General features: G+C 52.0%; 15 protein-coding genes. 12 read left to right on the top strand and 3 right to left on the bottom strand.

The annotated features are described in order from the left end of the window. The first annotated feature begins 97 nt into the window (after positions 1-97). The gene (locus tag GRF59_RS13485; protein WP_160498030.1) at positions 98-1,681 is read left to right on the top strand and encodes a peptide chain release factor 3; all 1,584 of its coding nucleotides are present in this window, start codon (positions 98-100) and stop codon (positions 1,679-1,681) included. Positions 1,682-1,747: 66 nt separating this feature from the next. Here the strand turns inward: GRF59_RS13485 and sspI are convergent, their stop codons facing one another. After that, positions 1,748-1,981: a small acid-soluble spore protein SspI gene (gene sspI, locus GRF59_RS13480; protein WP_160498029.1), complete on the bottom strand. Its 234-nt coding sequence runs from the start codon at positions 1,979-1,981 to the stop codon at positions 1,748-1,750. 129 nt (positions 1,982-2,110) lie between these two features. Here sspI and GRF59_RS13475 point away from each other — a divergent pair, with 129 nt between their 5' ends. The 3 genes from GRF59_RS13475 to pulA all read left to right on the top strand — a co-directional run bounded on the left by GRF59_RS13475 (position 2,111) and on the right by pulA (position 6,738). Next, positions 2,111-2,773 (top strand): potassium channel family protein, encoded by a 663-nt coding sequence (locus tag GRF59_RS13475; RefSeq protein ID WP_160498028.1) that lies wholly within the window; start codon positions 2,111-2,113, stop codon positions 2,771-2,773. Positions 2,774-2,824: 51 nt separating this feature from the next. Continuing rightward, on the top strand, positions 2,825-3,646 hold the full coding sequence (locus GRF59_RS13470; RefSeq protein ID WP_160498027.1) for a TrmH family RNA methyltransferase: 822 nt from the start codon (positions 2,825-2,827) through the stop codon (positions 3,644-3,646). Positions 3,647-4,782: 1,136 nt separating this feature from the next. After that, positions 4,783-6,738 carry a type I pullulanase gene (gene pulA / locus GRF59_RS13465; RefSeq protein WP_160498026.1) on the top strand — a complete coding sequence of 652 codons (1,956 nt, stop codon included), beginning with the start codon at positions 4,783-4,785 and terminating at the stop codon, positions 6,736-6,738. 48 nt (positions 6,739-6,786) lie between these two features. Here pulA and uxuA read toward each other — a convergent pair whose 3' ends face one another. Both uxuA and GRF59_RS13455 read right to left on the bottom strand, forming a co-directional pair. After that, positions 6,787-7,920 (bottom strand): mannonate dehydratase, encoded by a 1,134-nt coding sequence (gene uxuA, locus GRF59_RS13460; protein WP_160498025.1) that lies wholly within the window; start codon positions 7,918-7,920, stop codon positions 6,787-6,789. A 64-nt stretch (positions 7,921-7,984) separates the two neighbouring features. Then, entirely contained in the window at positions 7,985-8,647 is a 663-nt protein-coding gene (locus GRF59_RS13455) for a GntR family transcriptional regulator (RefSeq protein WP_160498024.1), read from the bottom strand. Positions 8,648-8,932: 285 nt separating this feature from the next. Between GRF59_RS13455 and ric the strand changes: the two genes are divergently transcribed. The 8 genes from ric to GRF59_RS13415 all read left to right on the top strand — a co-directional run bounded on the left by ric (position 8,933) and on the right by GRF59_RS13415 (position 18,830). Then, positions 8,933-9,631, top strand: a complete 699-nt coding sequence (gene ric / locus GRF59_RS13450) for an iron-sulfur cluster repair di-iron protein (RefSeq protein WP_160498023.1) — start codon at positions 8,933-8,935, stop codon at positions 9,629-9,631. Between the two features lie 514 nt (positions 9,632-10,145). Next, positions 10,146-13,820: a nitrate reductase subunit alpha gene (locus GRF59_RS13445; RefSeq protein ID WP_160498022.1), complete on the top strand. Its 3,675-nt coding sequence runs from the start codon at positions 10,146-10,148 to the stop codon at positions 13,818-13,820. Then, the gene (narH, locus tag GRF59_RS13440) at positions 13,810-15,345 is read left to right on the top strand and encodes a nitrate reductase subunit beta (RefSeq protein WP_160498021.1); all 1,536 of its coding nucleotides are present in this window, start codon (positions 13,810-13,812) and stop codon (positions 15,343-15,345) included. Before GRF59_RS13445 ends, narH begins: the two co-directional genes overlap by 11 nt. Then, entirely contained in the window at positions 15,338-15,916 is a 579-nt protein-coding gene (narJ, locus tag GRF59_RS13435) for a nitrate reductase molybdenum cofactor assembly chaperone (RefSeq protein WP_160498020.1), read from the top strand. Before narH ends, narJ begins: the two co-directional genes overlap by 8 nt. Next, complete coding sequence (gene narI / locus GRF59_RS13430; RefSeq protein WP_160498019.1) at positions 15,903-16,595, top strand: respiratory nitrate reductase subunit gamma; 693 nt, start codon at positions 15,903-15,905, stop codon at positions 16,593-16,595. Before narJ ends, narI begins: the two co-directional genes overlap by 14 nt. Before the next feature lie 50 nt (positions 16,596-16,645). Then, a complete protein-coding gene (locus GRF59_RS13425; protein WP_160498018.1) occupies positions 16,646-17,110 on the top strand; it encodes a GAF domain-containing protein in 465 nt (154 codons plus the stop codon). Between the two features lie 5 nt (positions 17,111-17,115). Next, positions 17,116-18,186 (top strand): sensor histidine kinase, encoded by a 1,071-nt coding sequence (locus tag GRF59_RS13420; RefSeq protein WP_202128682.1) that lies wholly within the window; start codon positions 17,116-17,118, stop codon positions 18,184-18,186. Continuing rightward, positions 18,183-18,830: a response regulator gene (locus GRF59_RS13415; RefSeq protein ID WP_160498016.1), complete on the top strand. Its 648-nt coding sequence runs from the start codon at positions 18,183-18,185 to the stop codon at positions 18,828-18,830. Before GRF59_RS13420 ends, GRF59_RS13415 begins: the two co-directional genes overlap by 4 nt. Positions 18,831-18,882 lie beyond the last annotated feature (52 nt).

Below are 18,882 nucleotides of genomic sequence, written 5' to 3'. Positions count from 1 at the left end.
AAAATATCATCCTCATGCAGATCATGCATGGGGGTGATTTGCGTAGGGAATGTGGTACAATAATAGACATGACTTTAGTGATGAAGGGAATAGTGAAATGAGTAAAGGGATAGATCAGGCCTTGCAGCAGGAAGTTGAAAAGCGGAGAACATTCGCCATCATTTCCCACCCGGATGCGGGTAAAACGACATTGACGGAAAAGCTGCTGCTGTTCGGGGGAGCCATCCGGTTAGCCGGTACAGTGAAAGCCCGTAAAGCCAGCAAGCATGCAACCAGTGACTGGATGGAAATTGAAAAACAGCGGGGGATTTCGGTAACCTCTTCCGTGATGCAATTTGACTATATGGGACATCGCATTAACATTCTGGATACACCGGGTCACCAAGATTTCAGTGAGGATACTTACCGTACGTTGACGGCTGCCGACAGCGCAGTCATGTTGATTGACGTGGCCAAAGGCGTCGAAGCACAGACGATCAAGCTGTTCCAGGTATGTGCGAAGCGCGGAATACCGATCTTCACGTTCATTAACAAATTGGACCGGGAAGGTCGCAACCCGTTTGAGCTGATGGAGGAGCTCGAGCAAGTGCTCGGGATCCGCTCCGTGCCTATGAACTGGCCGATCGGTACCGGACGCGATCTGTGCGGCGTATATGACCGGATGAAGAATCAGGTGGAGCTGTTCCAGGGGAACGACCACTCCACGATTCAAGTGCAAAAGGTCGAAGACTACAATGATTCGATCATTCGCGACATGGCAGGGGAGTATCTGCATGACCAGCTGTGCCAAGATCTTGAACTCTTGGACGTTGCCGGCGACCCTTTTGATATGGATAAGGTCCTCAAAGGTGAGCTAACGCCAGTGTTCTTCGGAAGCGCCATCAACAACTTCGGTGTGCAAACGTTCCTTGAGAACTTCTTGCAGCTTGCACCGAAGCCGCAGCCGCGGAGCAGTACTGCAGGCGTGATTGAGCCTTCGGATGAGAAGTTCTCCGGCTATGTATTTAAAATCCAGGCGAACATGAACCCTGCCCACCGCGACCGGATCGCCTTCATGCGGATCGTATCGGGAAAATTCCAACGTGGCATGAGCGTTAAGCATGTACGTGCGGGCAAGGATATCAAGCTGTCGCAGCCGCAGCAGTTCCTGGCACAGGACAGAGATATCGTCGAGGAAGCGTATCCGGGCGATATTATCGGTCTGTTTGACCCGGGCATTTTCCGAATCGGGGATTCGCTGAGCCAGGGTAGTGAAGTGGTATTCGATGAGATGCCGACGTTCTCTCCTGAAATTTTCGCGAAGGTAACCGTTAAAAATGCCCTTAAGCATAAACAGTACCAAAAGGGGATTGATCAGCTGACAGAGGAAGGCACCATTCAAGTGTTCCGTACCGTCAGCTTCGATGATACGATTCTCGGCGTTGTAGGCCAGCTCCAGTTCGAGGTATTTGAATACCGGATGAAAGGCGAATATGGCGTCGATGTGCAGCTTCAGCGGATGCCATACCAGTTTGCGCGCTGGATCATCGACAAGGATATCGATCCAAGCAAATTCCGGATCAATTCGACGCTTGTGAAGGATAAGAAAGGCAACTACGTTGTCCTGTTCGAAAACGAATATGCGATGCGTACAGCGATGGAAAAGAATCCGAACGCCAAGTTCCTGGATACGGCACCTTAAGTCTTGTTCATTATCAAAAACCCCCCGCGGCTTCGCGGAGGGTTTTTCGTTTTGCGTTTCAGGGATTTAGGTCAGCGGACCCGGAGTCACGGTCTTCAAATGCTCCTGCACGATATGGACCAGTTCATCTTGCTTGGTTTTATCTATGTTCTTCCAAATCATTTCAAAAATAACGCCGAGTCCTGGCAGGGCCTGCTCCGGTCCGTCCACCGAGCCCTCGATCATTTCGCGGAGACCTGCGTCATCGCTGCCATGAACCTTATGAATAATGGCCTGGCGCAAATCAAGTGTTATAGGCATTATTTTCCCTCCATCCAAAGAATCATGGTACAAACATAATGTTCCCCGAGCATCGCGCCAAAATTCAAGTTTTTCGAGCTCTGTGATATAATAATCAGGATAGACTTCTATAACCCGGGGGGTTAACAAATGGCGAAAAAGCAGTACGCCGTCATAGGTATGGGGCGCTTCGGATTTAGTGTAGCCAATGCACTCAGCGAGATGGGTTTTGATGTTTTGGCAATTGATTCAGATGAACAGCGTACCCAGGCGGTTTCCAATATTGTAACGCATGCCGTATCGGCCGATTCCACGGACGAAGAAGCACTGCGAGCGCTAGGCATCCGGAATTTTGATGTTGTGGTAGTCGCTATAGGCGAAGATATCCAGTCCAGCATTTTGACGACGCTTATTTTGAAGGATATCGGCGTGGGAACGATTATCGTCAAAGCGCAGAATGAGCTTCACGGGAAAGTGTTGAATAAAATCGGGGCAGATAAGGTCATTTATCCGGAGCGGGACATGGGTATGCGGGTTGCGCACCATCTGACCTCTCCTAATATTTTGGATTACATTGAGATTTCCGACGATTACAGCATTGTTGAAATGAAGGCTTCACAAGATATGGTAGGAAAAAACCTCAAGGAGCTTGACGTGCGCGCGCGGTTTGGCTGCAACGTCATGGCAATCAAACGGGGGAACAAAATGAATATTTCGCCGTATGCGGATGACCGTCTGGAAGATGGCGACATCTTAGTAATCGTAGGCGAAAAAAGAGATTTGACGAAGCTGGAGCTTGCGTATCCAAAGTGAGCCTGCGGGGCAATTTAGTTGATAAGCATGGCTTAAAGAAGGACGGTATTCATGGATATTTTATCACCGCAAAATGCCCGTGTAAAAGAATGGGCGCAGCTGCTTGAGAAGAAACATCGGGACAAGCAGCAAAAATATATTATTGAAGGCATTCATTTGGTACAGGAAGCTTTACGGTCCGGAGCTGATCTGGAGTGCGTGGCATTCGATGTTGATCAGGGAATTCCCAATGAGCTCTTGCATATGACAGGGGCGGGAACCGAAGTGGAGTGGATCGGGGTTTCCGCAGCGGTTATTGCCAAGTGCTCGGATACCAAAACGCCGCAGCCGGTATTTGCGGTTGTCCGAAAGCAATCAGCGGCGATAGGCCTGCTTCTGCAGCGAAAGAACAGCTTGGTTATCGTGCTCGATGGTGTTCAGGATCCAGGCAACGTCGGTACCATTATCCGTACAGCGGATGCTGCCGGGGCAGATGGAGTGATTGTAGGACGAGGCTCGGCGGATATTCATAATCCGAAAACGATTCGCTCCACCATGGGGTCGATTTTTCATCTTCCTGTTATCGAAGGGGACTTGCTGGAGATTATCCCCGAAGCCAAAGAACAGGGCGTTCGGATCGTTAGCACAAGCCTGCAAGCGACATCGACATGCTACGGGTATGATTTTACGAAGGCATCATGGCTGCTTGTCGGCAATGAAGCCAAAGGCGTATCGGACGCTGCGCAGCAGCTGGTGGACGAGTCGGTGATTATTCCGATGAAGGGCCGGGCGGAATCGCTGAACGTGGCCATGGCTTCGACGGTGATGCTGTTTGAGGCGATGCGTCAGCGGGATTTTACAACAACAATAATTCCTGTCCAACCACCTAAATAACTGTCCTCACCCGAAATAACTGTCCTCAAACTCACCAAAGACTGGAAACTGGTCGGCATAACTCCAACCAAACCTCCAGTCTTTTCTCTACCTATTAAAGCCTCCTCAAGCCATTCCCCGATCCTTTACTCAAGCATAAATCCAGTCTCATCAAGGCTTTTCTCGATTCTCTATTCAAGCTTTGACTCGATCATTTCCTATCCCCAATGGTTTTCCCGTCTCTTCCCCTTCTCTTCGTGGACACTAATTATTATTCGTTTTCGTTCACAATTGAACCAGTTTCTTTCCAGTTTCTACTCGATTAAACCTCACATGGGCGGACACCAATTATTATCTCAGAAATAGGCGAGAGACGACGTGGGAGTAGGCGGGATGGGATGTTGGAGGAGAGGACAGTAATTTTTATGTTTCTACAGGGATTTTAACAACTAAGAAGGGCTCGGCACACATGCTGATGCAATTATACGGAGAGAGCTATTCAGAGCGTGAGTAGCTTTCTTTTTTTTGTATCGGTAAGGCTTATGGTTCATTTGACGGATTTCTTTCAATCATAACCTGCTGTAGGCTATGGTTGACATCATGAATCAGTCTTGAAGTCAATGATATGACATAGGGAGGGACGAGCATATACAACAAAATAGAGGTTGTGTTCACCAAGCAGGGAAAGACCTTTAAGGACTATCGGCATTTGGTGATTACGGAAGGAAAACAAGTCTGTATTGTTAATATCATTAAGGGTCGGTTGTATTCGGATAGAAAGACGATAAATCCAACATACGAACCGTATCCCGTGAAGCAGGAAGCAATCGATCGGCTTGATCAAATCGCTCAGGAACTGCAAGGCAAGGGATTCCGTGAGGAGCCAGTTTTTACACGGCGAAAGATTTTGTAACCCGATTGGCTAGTGGCTTGCCTACGATTTATCATGTCGAAGATACATTGGACAACTACATAAAGATTGAATTGATGATATCAGAACGTTACCGCAGCTGGAAAAGGCACAATAAGCTCTCTTGAGGAGCGAGCGAATATGATTATTTTCAAAAAAATCGGTCCGGAACAGTTCAAAAGCGGGTACATCTCCCGCCATGGCTTGCTATAATGAACATAATTACAAAATTTTAGGGGTGGCTGATGTGGCGGTACAAAAGGAACATGATGTCGTTGTAGACTATGGAGATCCGGCTACCACAAACGGCATTTCTGTCTTTGATGCTGATTTTGACTTTTTTTATGCTTACGACGGCGATGATCTAGGCGTACGCTATACGCCTGAAGAAACGAAGTTCCGTGTTTGGGCTCCTACGGCTACGGAAGTAAAAGTGCTGTTGTACCCGGTGTGGGCTTGTACGTTTGCTGAAGAGATGGAGATGGTCAGAGATACGCAAGGAACCTGGGTGCTCCGGATAGAAGGCGATTACAAGGGAATCGGATACAAGTATAAGGTTAAAATCGGGGAGCAGTGGAATGAGGCGGTGGACCCTTACGCAGTAGCCGTGGGTATCAACGGAGACCGCGGGGCCATTGTCGACCTGTCTGCAACGGATCCGAGCCACTGGATACCGGACAAGCCTCTGCTGGCTTCTCCAGTGGATGCCGTGATTTATGAGCTGCATCTTCGTGACTTGTCCATTCATCCGAGTAGCGGCATATCTCATCCTGGGAAGTACTTGGGGCTTGCCGAAGAAGGAACGAAGGGACCAAAGAACATTTCAACCGGGCTTGACCACATCCGGAGCCTTGGTGTTACGCATGTTCAGCTGCTGCCGGTGTATGACTATTCTACAGAAAGCGTAGATGAGTCAAGGCTGGACATTCCGCAGTACAACTGGGGCTATGATCCGAAAAACTATAATGTTCCCGAAGGCTCTTACGCTACCGATCCATACGAGCCATCCGTGCGGATTACAGAAATGAAACAGATGATCCAGACGCTGCATGACAAAGGCCTGCGCGTGATTATGGATGTCGTCTACAATCACGTCTATGATTGGTATCTGATCAACTTCACCAAGCTGGTACCGGGTTATTATTTGCGTTACACCAGCGACGGGGCGCTTTCGGACGGTTCATTCTGCGGCAATGAGTTTGCTTCGGAGAGGAAAATGGCACGCAAATTCATCGTTGATTCCGTCCTGCACTGGGTGAAGGAGTACCACATTGATGGTTTCCGTTTTGACCTGATGGGTCTGACAGATATCGAAACAATGAATGAAATCCGCCGACGTCTGGACGAGATCGATCCTTCCATTATTACGATTGGCGAGGGCTGGAATATGAGTACGACGCTTCCTGCAGAGGAGCGGGCTATTCAGGGGAATGCACATTTGCTTCCGGGGATCGGACAATTTAATGATGGATTCCGGGATGCAGTAAAGGGAAGCATATTCATTCATGAACATAAAGGGTTTATCAGCGGCGCAAGCGGTTATGAGAATGATATCCGAAAAGGCGTAGCCGGAGGAATTGAATATAACGGGAAATTGCGTCAGTTTGCTTCCGAGCCGGTTCAAAGCGTCAATTATGCGGAATGCCACGATAATCATACCATGTGGGACAAGCTTGTTCTCTCGACTGAAGGATGTACCGAGGAAGAGCGCAGAAGAATGCATCGCTTGGGGTCCGCTATGATTCTCACAAGCCAGGGCATACCGTTTATCCATGCAGGCCAGGAATTTATGAGGACAAAAAGCGGAGTGGAGAACAGCTATAGATCTCCCGACGAGATCAACTGGATGGATTGGGAACGTAGTGCTGCTCATTGGAGCGATGTCAATTATATGAAGCAGCTGATCCGGTTCCGTAAGGAGCATGCGGGATTCCGACTGCGGACGGCGGCGCTAATCAGAGAGCATCTCGTATTTGAAGAGGCGCCGGCCGGCTGTGTAGCTTATACGCTGCGAGAGCATGCCGGAGGGGATTCGGCCAAGCATCTATATGTGCTGTATCATGCGAGATCAGAGGAGACTCAATTGAAGCTTCCCGCTTTGGGAGCATGGATTTTACTGTTCGGAGAAGAACAGGTGCAAATGTTGAATCCAGAGGGAATAACCGTCTCGGGGATCGGCACGGTCGTATTAGCGGTTGAATAAAAAATGAGGGGCTGCCCCGGTCGAATAGACCAAGGGACAGCCCCTTTTTTAGTTGCGCTGAGAGGAGGCTGATGGCTGCTTTGACTGTGCTGACTGTGCTGACTGTGCTGACTGTGCTATTGGCGAGACTCTCTCCAGGGCATCCCATAGTCCCCACAGATACATAATGCCAAGTGCGCGGTCATACAGTCCATAACCCGGTCGGCATTCTTCTCCCCAGAGATGGCGTCCGTGGTCCGGTCTGGCATATCCGTTGAAACCATTGTCGTGATACGCCTTTACGATGCCGGAGATATCAACGGTCCCGTCCTGCGTTCGGTGGGATGTTTCGATAAAATCGCCATTGTCGTATACGCGGACATTGCGGATATGAGCAAACGGAATCCGTTCGTGGAATTCATGAATCATGCCTACGATATCATTGGCCGGGTTAGCCCCGAGTGATCCGCTGCACAGCGTGATCCCGTTGGATGGACTGTCGACCAGAGATAGCAAACGACGCAGGTTATTCTGGCCGGTAATGATGCGAGGCAGCCCAAAGATCGGCCATGGCGGATCATCCGGATGAATGGCCATTTGGATGCCACAGCGTTCGGCAGTCGGAATGACGGCCTCCAAAAAGTAGGAGAGATGATCCCACAGGTCTTCCTCCGTCACGTTCCGATAGGCTTCGAACAGCGAGGTCAGATGAGCTAGGCGCTCAGGCTCCCAGCCGGGCATCGTCAGCATGCTGCTCTGATTGATGGATTGCACAAGCTCGAGTGGATCGATGCCGTGTATTTTCGCTTTTTCAAAAAAGAGGGCAGTTGAACCGTCGTCCATCCGCTTGTGCAGATCGGTCCGAGCCCAATCGAACACGGGCATGAAGTTGTAGCAAATCACCTTAACGCCAACGGCCGCCAGTTTCTCGATCGTCCGGATGTAATTTTGGATATAGCGGTCACGGCTGGGGAGGCCTAGCTTAATATCCTCATGTACGTTCACGCTTTCGACAACATCCAGATGAAAACCATATGAATCTGCTTGTCGCTTGACTGCCTCTATCTTTTCCATAGGCCATTCTTCTCCGGCAGGAACATCATGCAGCGACCACACGAGCCCTTCGACACCCGGAATTTGCTTGATCTGATCCAACGTGACGGTATCATTGTCTTCGCCGAACCAGCGGAAAACCATACGCATGTTTTGCACCGCCTTTATATGTAGTGGAGATAAGAAGAAACTTAGAATCAAAGAATCCAATCAATTATTTAAAATAATCCGGGTATTGTTCTTTCAGCGTTGCCAGGTTGGATATGCTTAAGCTGAGATGCTCCTTCATGAGCTGCTCGGCACGGTCCGCGTCATGGCTGCGGATGGCTTGGACCATGTCTTGATGCTGCTCGCACAGTACGCCCCAGTGGGGATCGGTGGACAGCCAAAGGATGCGGCTGCGGTTCAGGTGCGCGTTCATCTGCTGGATGACATTCCAGGTGCCCCGCTTGCGGACCCCTTCAAACAAAATACGGTGAAAATCTTCGTCCAGCTCAAACATGCGCTTGCCGTCCTGCCGTTCCATGCTTTCCAGCTGCAGTGATACATTGTTGCCGAGAAGAGTCAGCATATCGTCCGGAAAACAATCGCAGGCGAGCCGAATCACGGCCTTCTCCAACTGCTCCCGCATGAAGCGGGCCTCTTCCACGAGCTCGGAGTCGATCAGGCTGACGCGGGTTCCACGCTGCGGAAGCACGATGACCAACCCTTCCTGGGCCAGTCTGACAAAACTTTCACGGACGGGTGTGCGGCTGACTTCAAAAGTCAGGGAGACTTCTTTTTCGGAAAGGGGAGTGCCAGGCTGAAGCTCTAGGCTGACAATCTGCTGTTTCAGCCGGGTGTAGACGACGCTGCCTGCTGAGGCAGTGGAATGCATCGTAGTATCGATGAAAAGTCACCTCCTATTTTCACCATACTACCATACAAGTATGGCAGTGTGGAATGGATTTCAGGAAAATATTTACGGAGTATTATCATGAACAGGCGAACAGCAGGGTTCACAAATCGTTGATTATTCGTATGACCGGAATCACACGAAATGGGGAGACCGAACTTTATACTGGACCTATAGCAAGCAGCGGCGCGGGAAAAGCCCCACCGGGATGCTTTGCTCAGGTAGTCCGAAACGTTCACACTCTACAAATCACTGGAGGTTATTCCTATGAGTCCAATCACGCTGCAAACGCAAGTTTCCGATATTGTCACGGCCATTCCCCAATCCGCGGATCTGTTCCGTGCGCTGCGCATCGATTTTTGCTGCGGCGGTAAAATCCCTTTGGAGGAGGCGGCTGCCAAACGGAAGCTTGATCCAGGTGCGGTGCTAGAGCAAATAAAGACCCTTGAAGTGAAAATGGCGGAATATCACGAGCGCAGACCCGGAGATTTGACCGAGCCCGAGCTGATCGGTTACATCCAGAACAAGCATCACGCCTTCCTGCGCGAGGAGCTTCCCGCGTTGACGCCATATGTGACGAAGCTGGCCCGCGTGCATGGAGAACATCATCCGGAGCTGCTGCGGGTGCAGGAGATTTTTGAGGACTTGAAAAAGGAACTGCTTGAGCATACTGAGGATGAGGATCAAAACGTATTTCCACTGATTATGAAATTTGTTGCGCAGCCCGGTCCCGAGGCTTCGGCAGAGCTGAAGCCGCATGTAACCGAGCTGGAGCAGGAGCATGAGCAGGCGGGGAACCTGCTGAAGGAGCTGCGGGAAATCACGAGCGATTTCGCGCTCCCTGCGGACGCTTGCGGCACGTACCGGCTTGTATATCAACGCCTTGCGCTGCTGGAGAAGGATACATTTGAGCATATTCACTTGGAAAATAACGTGCTGTTCGAGCGGATTCGCGCAGCGGTGTAGCTAATAAGGATAAACGACAGTCATTGTGGCCCTTTCTTCACGAGATGAAGAAAGGGCTTTTTATTGTGAGGAAAGGTTGTGCTGGGGTAAGGGATAGTAGAGGTGCCGGGTATTATGCAGATTTGGACTTCAAGATTTTCGTTGCACTTTCGTAGCTGTACCTCCGAACGGGGAATGGATTCGGGGTGGAAAGTTTACGTACCGCCTTTGAAGCCGTGTTCCAACCTTTCAATTCATTCAGGAAACACGGCTTCAACAGTGCTGAAACCCGGAATCCATCCCCGCACCATGCTCAAGGGTAGAAGGCACCTCCCGATTTTATTAGCTCCAATCTTTTAGGGCGAAAAGCATGAGTTCATCGTCGCTCTTCCCGCCAACCAAGGGATTTCTAGCCGTGATATAGGAGATTCCCTAATAGGAACCGCCAAACGTGACGCTCATAATAAAGTTATACGAATGGACGACACATTGATTCCCCGATCATGGTCATTCACAGAAGGAGTTGAAGCGTCCTATGAAACGGAAACAAGGACTGAAGTTCTTCAAACGATTGGAAAGCTACTCGGACAACTGGTCCGTTCTTGAAGAGAAAAGCCGGGACTGGGAGGATATGTACCGCAAGCGCTGGTCCCACGACAAAGTCGTACGTACGACGCACGGCGTAAACTGCACGGGCTCGTGCAGCTGGAAGGTATTCGTGAAAAACGGAATTATCACCTGGGAAAACCAGCAGATTGACTATCCATCCTGCGGACCCGATATGCCGGAATTCGAACCACGCGGCTGCCCGCGCGGAGCCTCGTTCTCCTGGTACGAATACAGCCCGCTGCGCGTGAAATACCCTTATATGCGCGGCAAACTGTGGCATATGTGGAATGAAGCCCTAAGCCAGCATGGCGATCCGGTGAAAGCCTGGGCGAGCATCGTGGAAGATCCAGAAAAATCGAGAATATACAAAAAAGCACGCGGAAAAGGCGGCCATGTGCGCGTATCCTGGCCGGATGCGACCAAGATGATCTCCGCGCAGTTAATATATACGATTCGCAAATACGGCCCGGACCGCATTGCCGGCTTCACCCCGATTCCGGCGATGTCGATGATCAGCTACGCTTCAGGAGCGAGATTCATTTCCCTGCTTGGCGGCGAAATGCTGAGCTTTTACGACTGGTATGCCGATCTGCCGCCAGCCTCCCCGCAAATTTGGGGCGAGCAGACCGACGTGCCGGAATCCAGCGACTGGTACAATGCCGGCTATCTGATCATGTGGGGCTCAAACGTGCCATTAACGCGGACGCCGGACGCCCACTTCATGACGGAAGTACGATATAAAGGCACTAAAGTGGTATCCGTGGCACCGGACTACGCGGAGAACGTCAAGTTCGCCGACAACTGGCTGGCACCTAACCCGGGTACGGATGCGGCGGTCGCCCAGGCGATGACGCATGTTATTCTAAGCGAATTTTATCACAAGCGTCAGGAGCCGATGTTCCTGAATTACGCCAAGCAATATACGGATATGCCGTTTCTGCTTCTTTTAGATGAGCATGAGGGCGGTTATAAGGCAGGCCGCTTCCTGCGGGCAAGCGATTTGGGCGATGCCTCGCAGCATGCCGAGTGGAAGCCCGTGATATTTGACGAGAACACGGATGAAATTACGGTTCCGAACGGTACGATGGGCCAGCGCTGGGAAGCGGGCAAGAAATGGAACCTGATTCTGGAACGCGAGGACGGTTCGGTCATTGCGCCAGCGCTTTCCGTGGAATCACTGGGGGCGGAGCGCCAGACGATTTGCTTCCCGTTTTTTGATAATAACGCCAACGGTACGTTCGAACGCCAAATTCCGGCGAAGAAGGCTCAGCTGGCGGACGGAACCGAGCGTCTCGTTGCTACAGTGTACGATCTGATGCTGAGCCAATACGGCATTGTCCCCGCAGACAGTGAATCCAAGGCAGACGGATACGATGATGCGGATTCGTTCTACACCCCTGCATGGCAGGAGAAAATCACAGGCGTAAAAGCTTCGGTGGTTGTGCAGATCGCCAGAGAATTCGCGCAAAACGCGCTGGATACCGGCGGCCGTTCGATGATCATCATGGGCGCGGGCATCAACCACTGGTTCAACAGCGACACGATCTACCGCTCAATTCTGAACCTGGTCATTTTGACGGCTTCCCAAGGCGTGAACGGCGGCGGATGGGCGCATTACGTCGGCCAGGAAAAATGCCGCCCGATCGAGGGCTGGTCCACGGTCGCCTTCGCCAAAGACTGGCAGGGACAGCCGCGGCAGCAAAATGCGACGTCGTTCTTTTATTTTGCGACAGACCAGTGGAAATACGAAGAAATGGGGGCCGATTCCCTGAAATCGCCTACGGGCGGGGATATCCGCTACCAGCATCCGGCGGATTATAATGTTCTTGCCGCCAGACTTGGCTGGCTTCCATCCTATCCGCAGTTCAACAAGAACAGCCTGACGTTTGCGGAGGAAGCAGCTAGTCAAGGCAAAACGACCAACGAGGAGATCGTGAAGCATGCGCTTGCGCAAATCGTCTCCGGAGACACCAAGTTTGCGGCTGAGGACCCTGATGCGCCGGAGAATTTCCCAAGATCGTTGTTCGTATGGCGCTCGAACCTAATTTCGAGCTCGGCCAAAGGGCAGGAGTATTTCATGAAGCATTTGCTTGGCGCTTCGGACGGCTTGCTCTCAACGCCGAACGAAGAGGATAAGCCGGAGGAAATGGTGTGGCGCGAAGACGTGGAAGGCAAGCTGGATCTGCTGGTTGCACTCGACTTCCGGATGACCTCGACGCCGATGTATGCCGACGTAGTGCTGCCGGCAGCGACCTGGTACGAGAAAACGGATTTGTCTTCTACCGATATGCATCCATTCGTCCATCCGTTTAATCCGGCGGTCGATCCGCTATGGGAATCACGCTCGGATTGGGATATTTACAGAACGATCGCGCAAGCCTTCTCGGAAATGGCCAAAACGCATCTTCCCGGCGTATACAAGGATCTGGTGACAAGCCCACTGGCCCATGACTCGGTCAGCGAGATTGCCCAGCCTTACGGCAGGGTTCTGGATTGGCGTAAAGGTGAGATCGAAGCAATTCCGGGCAAGACGATGCCGAATTTGACAATGGTCGAACGCGATTATACAAAGCTTTACGATAAATACGTGACGCTCGGCCCGAACTTGGAGACAGGAAAGGTCGGGGCGCACGGCGTCAGCTTCTCGGTAGCCGAGGAGTACGAAGAACTGAAACGCATGAACGGAACCTATTACGACGACACGATCAAAAATGGCCTGCCGAAGCTCCATACCGCCAGAAATGCGGCGGATGCCATCCTCCACATCTCTTCGGCGACGAACGGTAAAGTATCGCAGCGTGCCTGGGAATCGGCGGAGAAGGATACGGGCGTGAGCCTGAAGGACATTTCCGCGGACCGCGCGGCGGAGCGTATTACGTTCCAGAGCATCACGTCCCAGCCGCGGGAAGTCATTCCGACCCCGGTGTTCAGCGGCTCGAACAAAATGGGAAGAAGATACTCACCGTTCACGACGAACATCGAGCGGCTCGTACCGTTCCGAACGCTGACCGGTAGACAGCATTTCTATATCGATCATGAGATTTTCCTGCAGTTCGGCGAAGCGCTGCCGGTGTATAAGCCGACGCTGCCTCCGATGGTGTTCGGACCGCGCGACAAGCAGATCACCGGAGGCAGGGATACGCTCGTGCTCCGCTATCTGACGCCGCACGGCAAATGGAACATTCACAGTACGTACCAGGATAATCTGCACATGCTGACGCTGTTCCGCGGTGGGCCGACGGTATGGATCAACAACGACGACGCGGCGGCAAACGATATCCAGGATAACGACTGGCTGGAAGTGTACAACCGCAACGGCGTCGTGACCGCCCGCGCCGTCGTCAGCCACCGGATGCCGAAAGGCACGATGTACATGTATCACGCGCAGGATAAGCACATCAACGTGCCGGGCTCGGAAATCACGAAGGATCGCGGCGGCAGCCACAACGCTCCGACGAGAATACACGTGAAGCCGACCCAGATGGTCGGAGGCTATGCCCAACTCAGCTATGGATTTAATTACTACGGACCGATCGGCAACCAGCGGGATGTGTACGTGGCTGTCCGCAAAATGAAAGAGGTGGATTGGCTTGAAGATTAAAGCGCAAGTCGCCATGGTCATGAATTTGGATAAATGTATCGGCTGCCATACGTGCAGCGTAACCTGCAAGAGCACCTGGACGAACCGTCCGGGAGCGGAATACATGTGGTTCAACAACGTGGAAACGAAGCCGGGCATCGGCTATCCGGTCCGCTGGGAAGACCAGGAGAAATACAAGGGAGGCTGGACGCTGAAGAAAGGGAAGCTGCAGCTGAAATCAGGCAGCAAGCTGTCCAAAATCGCACTCGGCAAAATTTTTTACAATCCCGATATGCCGGAAATGAAAGACTATTATGAGCCATGGACCTACAACTATGAGCATCTGACCAATGCCGGGGAGAAGAAACATCAACCGGTAGCCCGTCCGAAATCGGCGGTGACCGGCGAAACGATGAATCTGGAATGGGGACCGAACTGGGAAGACGATCTTGCGGGTGCCCATGTAACGGGTCCGAAGGACCCGAATATCGAAAAGATCGAGGAAGAGATCAAGTTCAACTTCGAGCAGGCGTTCATGATGTATTTGCCCCGCCTGTGCGAGCACTGTCTGAATCCAAGCTGCGTGGCATCCTGCCCTTCCGGCGCGATGTACAAGCGGGACGAGGACGGCATCGTGCTGGTGGATCAGGAAGCCTGCCGCGGCTGGCGTTACTGCATGACCGGATGCCCTTACAAGAAGGTGTACTTCAACTGGAAAACGAACAAAGCAGAGAAATGCACCTTCTGTTTCCCGAGAATCGAAGCGGGTCTGCCGACGGTATGCTCCGAAACCTGCACCGGCCGTATCCGGTATCTGGGCGTGATGCTCTACGACGCGGATCGCGTGCAAGAAGCGGCTTCCACGCCGGATGAAAAGGATCTGTACCAGGCGCAGTGCAGTTTGTTCCTCGATCCGCATGATCCGGCGATCATTGAGCAGGCGCGCAAAGACGGATTGACCGAGGAATGGATCGAGGCAGCCCAAAACTCTCCGGTCTATAAGCTCGCAATTGAATACAAGCTGGCCTTCCCGCTCCATCCGGAATATCGGACCCTGCCGATGGTATGGTACGTGCCGCCGCTCAGCCCGATCATGAACTATTTCGAAGGCAGGGATTCGATCGAGAATCCGGACATGATTTTCCCGGCCATCGAAGAGATGCGCACGCCGATCCAGTATCTCGCCAATCTGCTGACGGCAGGGGACACCGTGACGGTGAAGGAAGCTCTGCAAAAAATGGCGATGATGCGTTCTTATATGCGGGCCCAGTCATCCGGCATCGAGTTTGATGAAGCGCGGCTTGCACGGGTCGGTCTGACGGCTCACCAAATGAAGCAGATGTACCGGCTGCTTGCCATTGCCAAGTACGATGACCGCTTCGTGGTGCCGACGTCGCACAAAGAAAGCCATATGGACGTGTACCGTTCCCAAGGTCTCGAAGGCTTCAGCTCCGGCTGCAGCGGCTGCGGACCGGCAAGCCCGCAGGGCAAAACCGGAAAGGAATTGTACGAGGAAAACTTCTATGGGGGGATCTGGCGTGATTAATCTCGGAAAGCTGCATGAATATAAAAACGTGTTCGGATTTTTCGCGCAGATGCTGACCTACCCGGAGAAGCTGGATTTTCATCCGTCCGTGCTTGCGGAGTCGCTGGACTCCAAGCATCCGGCCTATGAGTCGGTCCGGGTTTTCTGGGAACAGATGCATGGATACAGCATGGATCAGATCGAGGAGATGTACGTCCAGACGTTCGACTTTCAGAAAAAAACGACACTGTACATGACCTACAACAAATTTGAGGACAGCAGGGATCGCGGCCAAATGCTGGCTAAGCTCAAGGAAACGTACCAGCTGTTCGGTCTCGACATTGCCAGCTCCGAGCTGTCCGATTATCTGCCGCTCATGTGCGAATTCATCTATGCCGCCCATTGGGAGGGACATGAGAAGGAAGCGGTGGAAAGCCTGGATCTCATGCTCGCGGTCATGGAGGACGGCAGCTATCATCTGCTGAAAGCCCTGGAGAAGTTCGAAAGTCCTTATTTCCACCTTGTCAAAGGGCTGCGCGAGACGTTCAAAGCTTGCATCAATCAGGAGGCAGCGGCTCATGAACATGATTAATCAGTTTCTGTGGGTCATCTTTCCATACATCTGTCTTGCCGTATTCATCGTTGGCCATATATATCGGTATCGCACCGATCAATTCAACTGGACGGCCAAATCCAGCGAATTCATTGAGAAAAAGAAGCTGAAACTGGGCAGCTTGATGTTCCATCTGGGCATCATTCCGGTGATCGGCGGTCATATTGCGGGCCTTGCCATTCCTCAGTCCTGGATGGAGGCAGCTGGAATCAGCAATCATATGTATCACATCGGAGCCGTATACATCGGAAGCGTGTTTGGCCTGCTGACTTTGGGCGGCATGATTCTGCTGACCTCGCGCCGGTTCACGATCCGGAGCGTCCGTCAGTTGAGCAGCGCATCCGATCTGATCGTCAACGTACTCCTGCTGTTGATCGTGTTCATGGGAATGTACAGCACGCTTGTTACGAACGTCGTGCAGCCTGAATTCAATTATCGGGAAAGCATTTCGATCTGGTTCCGCGACCTGTTCATTTTGCGGCCGGATGCAGCGCTCATGGAGAATGTGCCGCTGTCCTTCAAGATTCACATTCTTGCAGGATTCGGAATTTTCGGATTGTGGCCATTTACCCGGCTCGTGCACGTATGGAGCGTTCCGTTGAATTATGTAGGCAGAAGATATATCCTTTATAGAAAGCACCGCAATTATGAAGCGTAGACACAAAGAAGGCGAATAGCCTTCTTTTCTACGTCAGAGGAGTTCATGCCATGAAGAATCAGCCGAACTATCACTACCAAGAGGAAATCGACAAGCTGCGCGAACGGTTCCAATTCGACTTCGTGTCCATGGCCATGGTTCAGCCGGCTGAGGACCGGTTCGTATTAACCTGGCAGTACGCCTCTGGGAACATAAATGAGCGTTATAAACGGATCGTGCTGCATTCCGGTAAAGGCATTGCGGGCATGGTTTTCAAAACCGGCAAGCCGATGCTGATCCAGAACGTGAACGCCGATATTAAATCCCGCGATTTGTTCAATTACCCGATCATCGTTGCGGAGCAGCTGAAAAGCCTGGGGGCCATTCCGCTATGGGAGAACAGCCGAGTCCAGGGCGTCTTGCTGGTGGGCTACCGTACGGAAAAACGACTGGACCAAGCTGCCTTTGAGCAGTTTCAGGAGAAACTTGGGATGAACTTCGGCGCTTTTCATGCGAGGGAGGTGACGCAGTCTTGATTCGGATGACGGATGACCATTTAAGCGATCTGCTCAAGAAGATGTACGCGAACAGCATGGAAGCCATCTTTTTTATCGACGAAAAAGGCAGCGTGGTCGCGATGAACCCGGCAGCGGAGAACATTCTCGATATCGACGTCATCGAGCGGATGCAGTCCGGCGTCGATGATTCCTTTTGCCAGACCTGCAAAGGCTATACGGATGAAAAAGATGAGATTTCCTGTTCCAAATGTTATTTGGATTACCCGAAGGGGGAGTTTTCCTCGTTTCAGGTATATCTCAAAACCAAGGGCGAAGGCGTTGTCCCATATGCGGCCAGCTACCATACGATCGATGAAGAACGCGGGATTCGGGTGCTCATGCTGCTTGATCTGACCAAACAGCAGAAAACGCAGGAAATGCTGCAGCGCTCGAATTTGCTGAAGTACGTCATCAAAGCGCAGGAGGATGAACGGAAGCGGATATCCCGGGAATTGCATGACAGCGTGGCCCAGGAGCTGCTGAGCTCACTTGTGGACCTGCGCGTCGTTAAATATATGAATGTCGGCGAAGATGTGCTGAAGAAGCTGCAGCAGACCGAGGTATCGCTGACGCGGCTGCTCGATGACATCCGTCATTTGTCGGTAGAACTGCGTCCGGCTTCGCTCGATGACCTGGGCCTCGAAGCCGCATTCCGCTCGCATTTCAAATGGATCGGGAAAAACTACGGACTGCTCGTCGATTTCTCAGCGGAACTGTGCGCGGCTCGCTACAGCAGCGAGATCGAAACGGTCGTATATCGCGTATGCCAGGAAGCGGTACTGAATGCGCTGAAATATGCAGGTACCGATGAGGTACATGTCCGTCTATGCGAAGAGAAAGGCAGCTTGCAGCTGACTGTGATAGATAGAGGCACGGGGTTTAACCTGAATGTCAACGAAGCAAAGGGCACGGGTTTAGGCCTGTACGGCATGCGCGAGCGCGCCGAGCTTGTCGGCGGCCAGTTCAAGCTGCACTCCGCTCCCGGCGAAGGGACGAAGGTGGAGCTGCGCATCCCGCTGACACAGGATAACAAGAAGGAGGCCGATACACGGTGAAAATTGTCATAGCAGATGATCATGCAGTGGTCCGAAGCGGCTTTTCCATGATCCTGAACTATCAGGAGGATATGGAGGTCGTCGCGACTGCGGCAGACGGCCTGGAGGCCTATGCGATGGTGGCCAAGCATCGGCCGGATGTGCTCCTGATGGATCTCAGCATGCCTCCCGGCGAGAGCGGACTCATTGCGACGGGCAAGATCAGCGGCGACTTTCCGGACACGAAGATCCTGATCCTCACCATGTACGACGATGACGATTACCTGTTCCATGTATTGAAGAACGGCGCCTCCGGTTACGTCCTCAAGAACGCGCCCGATGAAGAGCTAATCTCGGCCATACGGATGGTGTATAAGGGAGGAACCTATATCCATCCGCAGATGGCTACGTCGCTGGTAAGGGAATTCATCAAAAAGGACAGCGAGAGCGCAGACAACGATCCGTTCAACAGCCTGTCCAAACGTGAGATCGAAATTTTGCCGCTCATCGCCAAAGGATACGGAAACAAGGAGATTGCCGAAAAGTTGTTCGTTTCCGTGAAAACAGTGGAAGCCCATAAGGCCAAAATCATGGAGAAGCTGAATTTGAAGAGCCGCCCGGAGCTGGTAGAGTACGCGCTCAAGAAAAAGCTGCTGGATTTTTGAGCGGACGGGGCGGGCGTTATTCTATCCTTACAGGGATATCAGAGGTTTCGAG

It is taken from the genome of Paenibacillus dendrobii (genome assembly GCF_009807035.1).
GTDB classification, from domain to species: domain Bacteria; phylum Bacillota; class Bacilli; order Paenibacillales; family Paenibacillaceae; genus Paenibacillus_AQ; species Paenibacillus_AQ dendrobii.
Note: the sequence above shows the minus strand (reverse complement) of the source record. Positions and strands in the feature narration are given on the sequence as shown.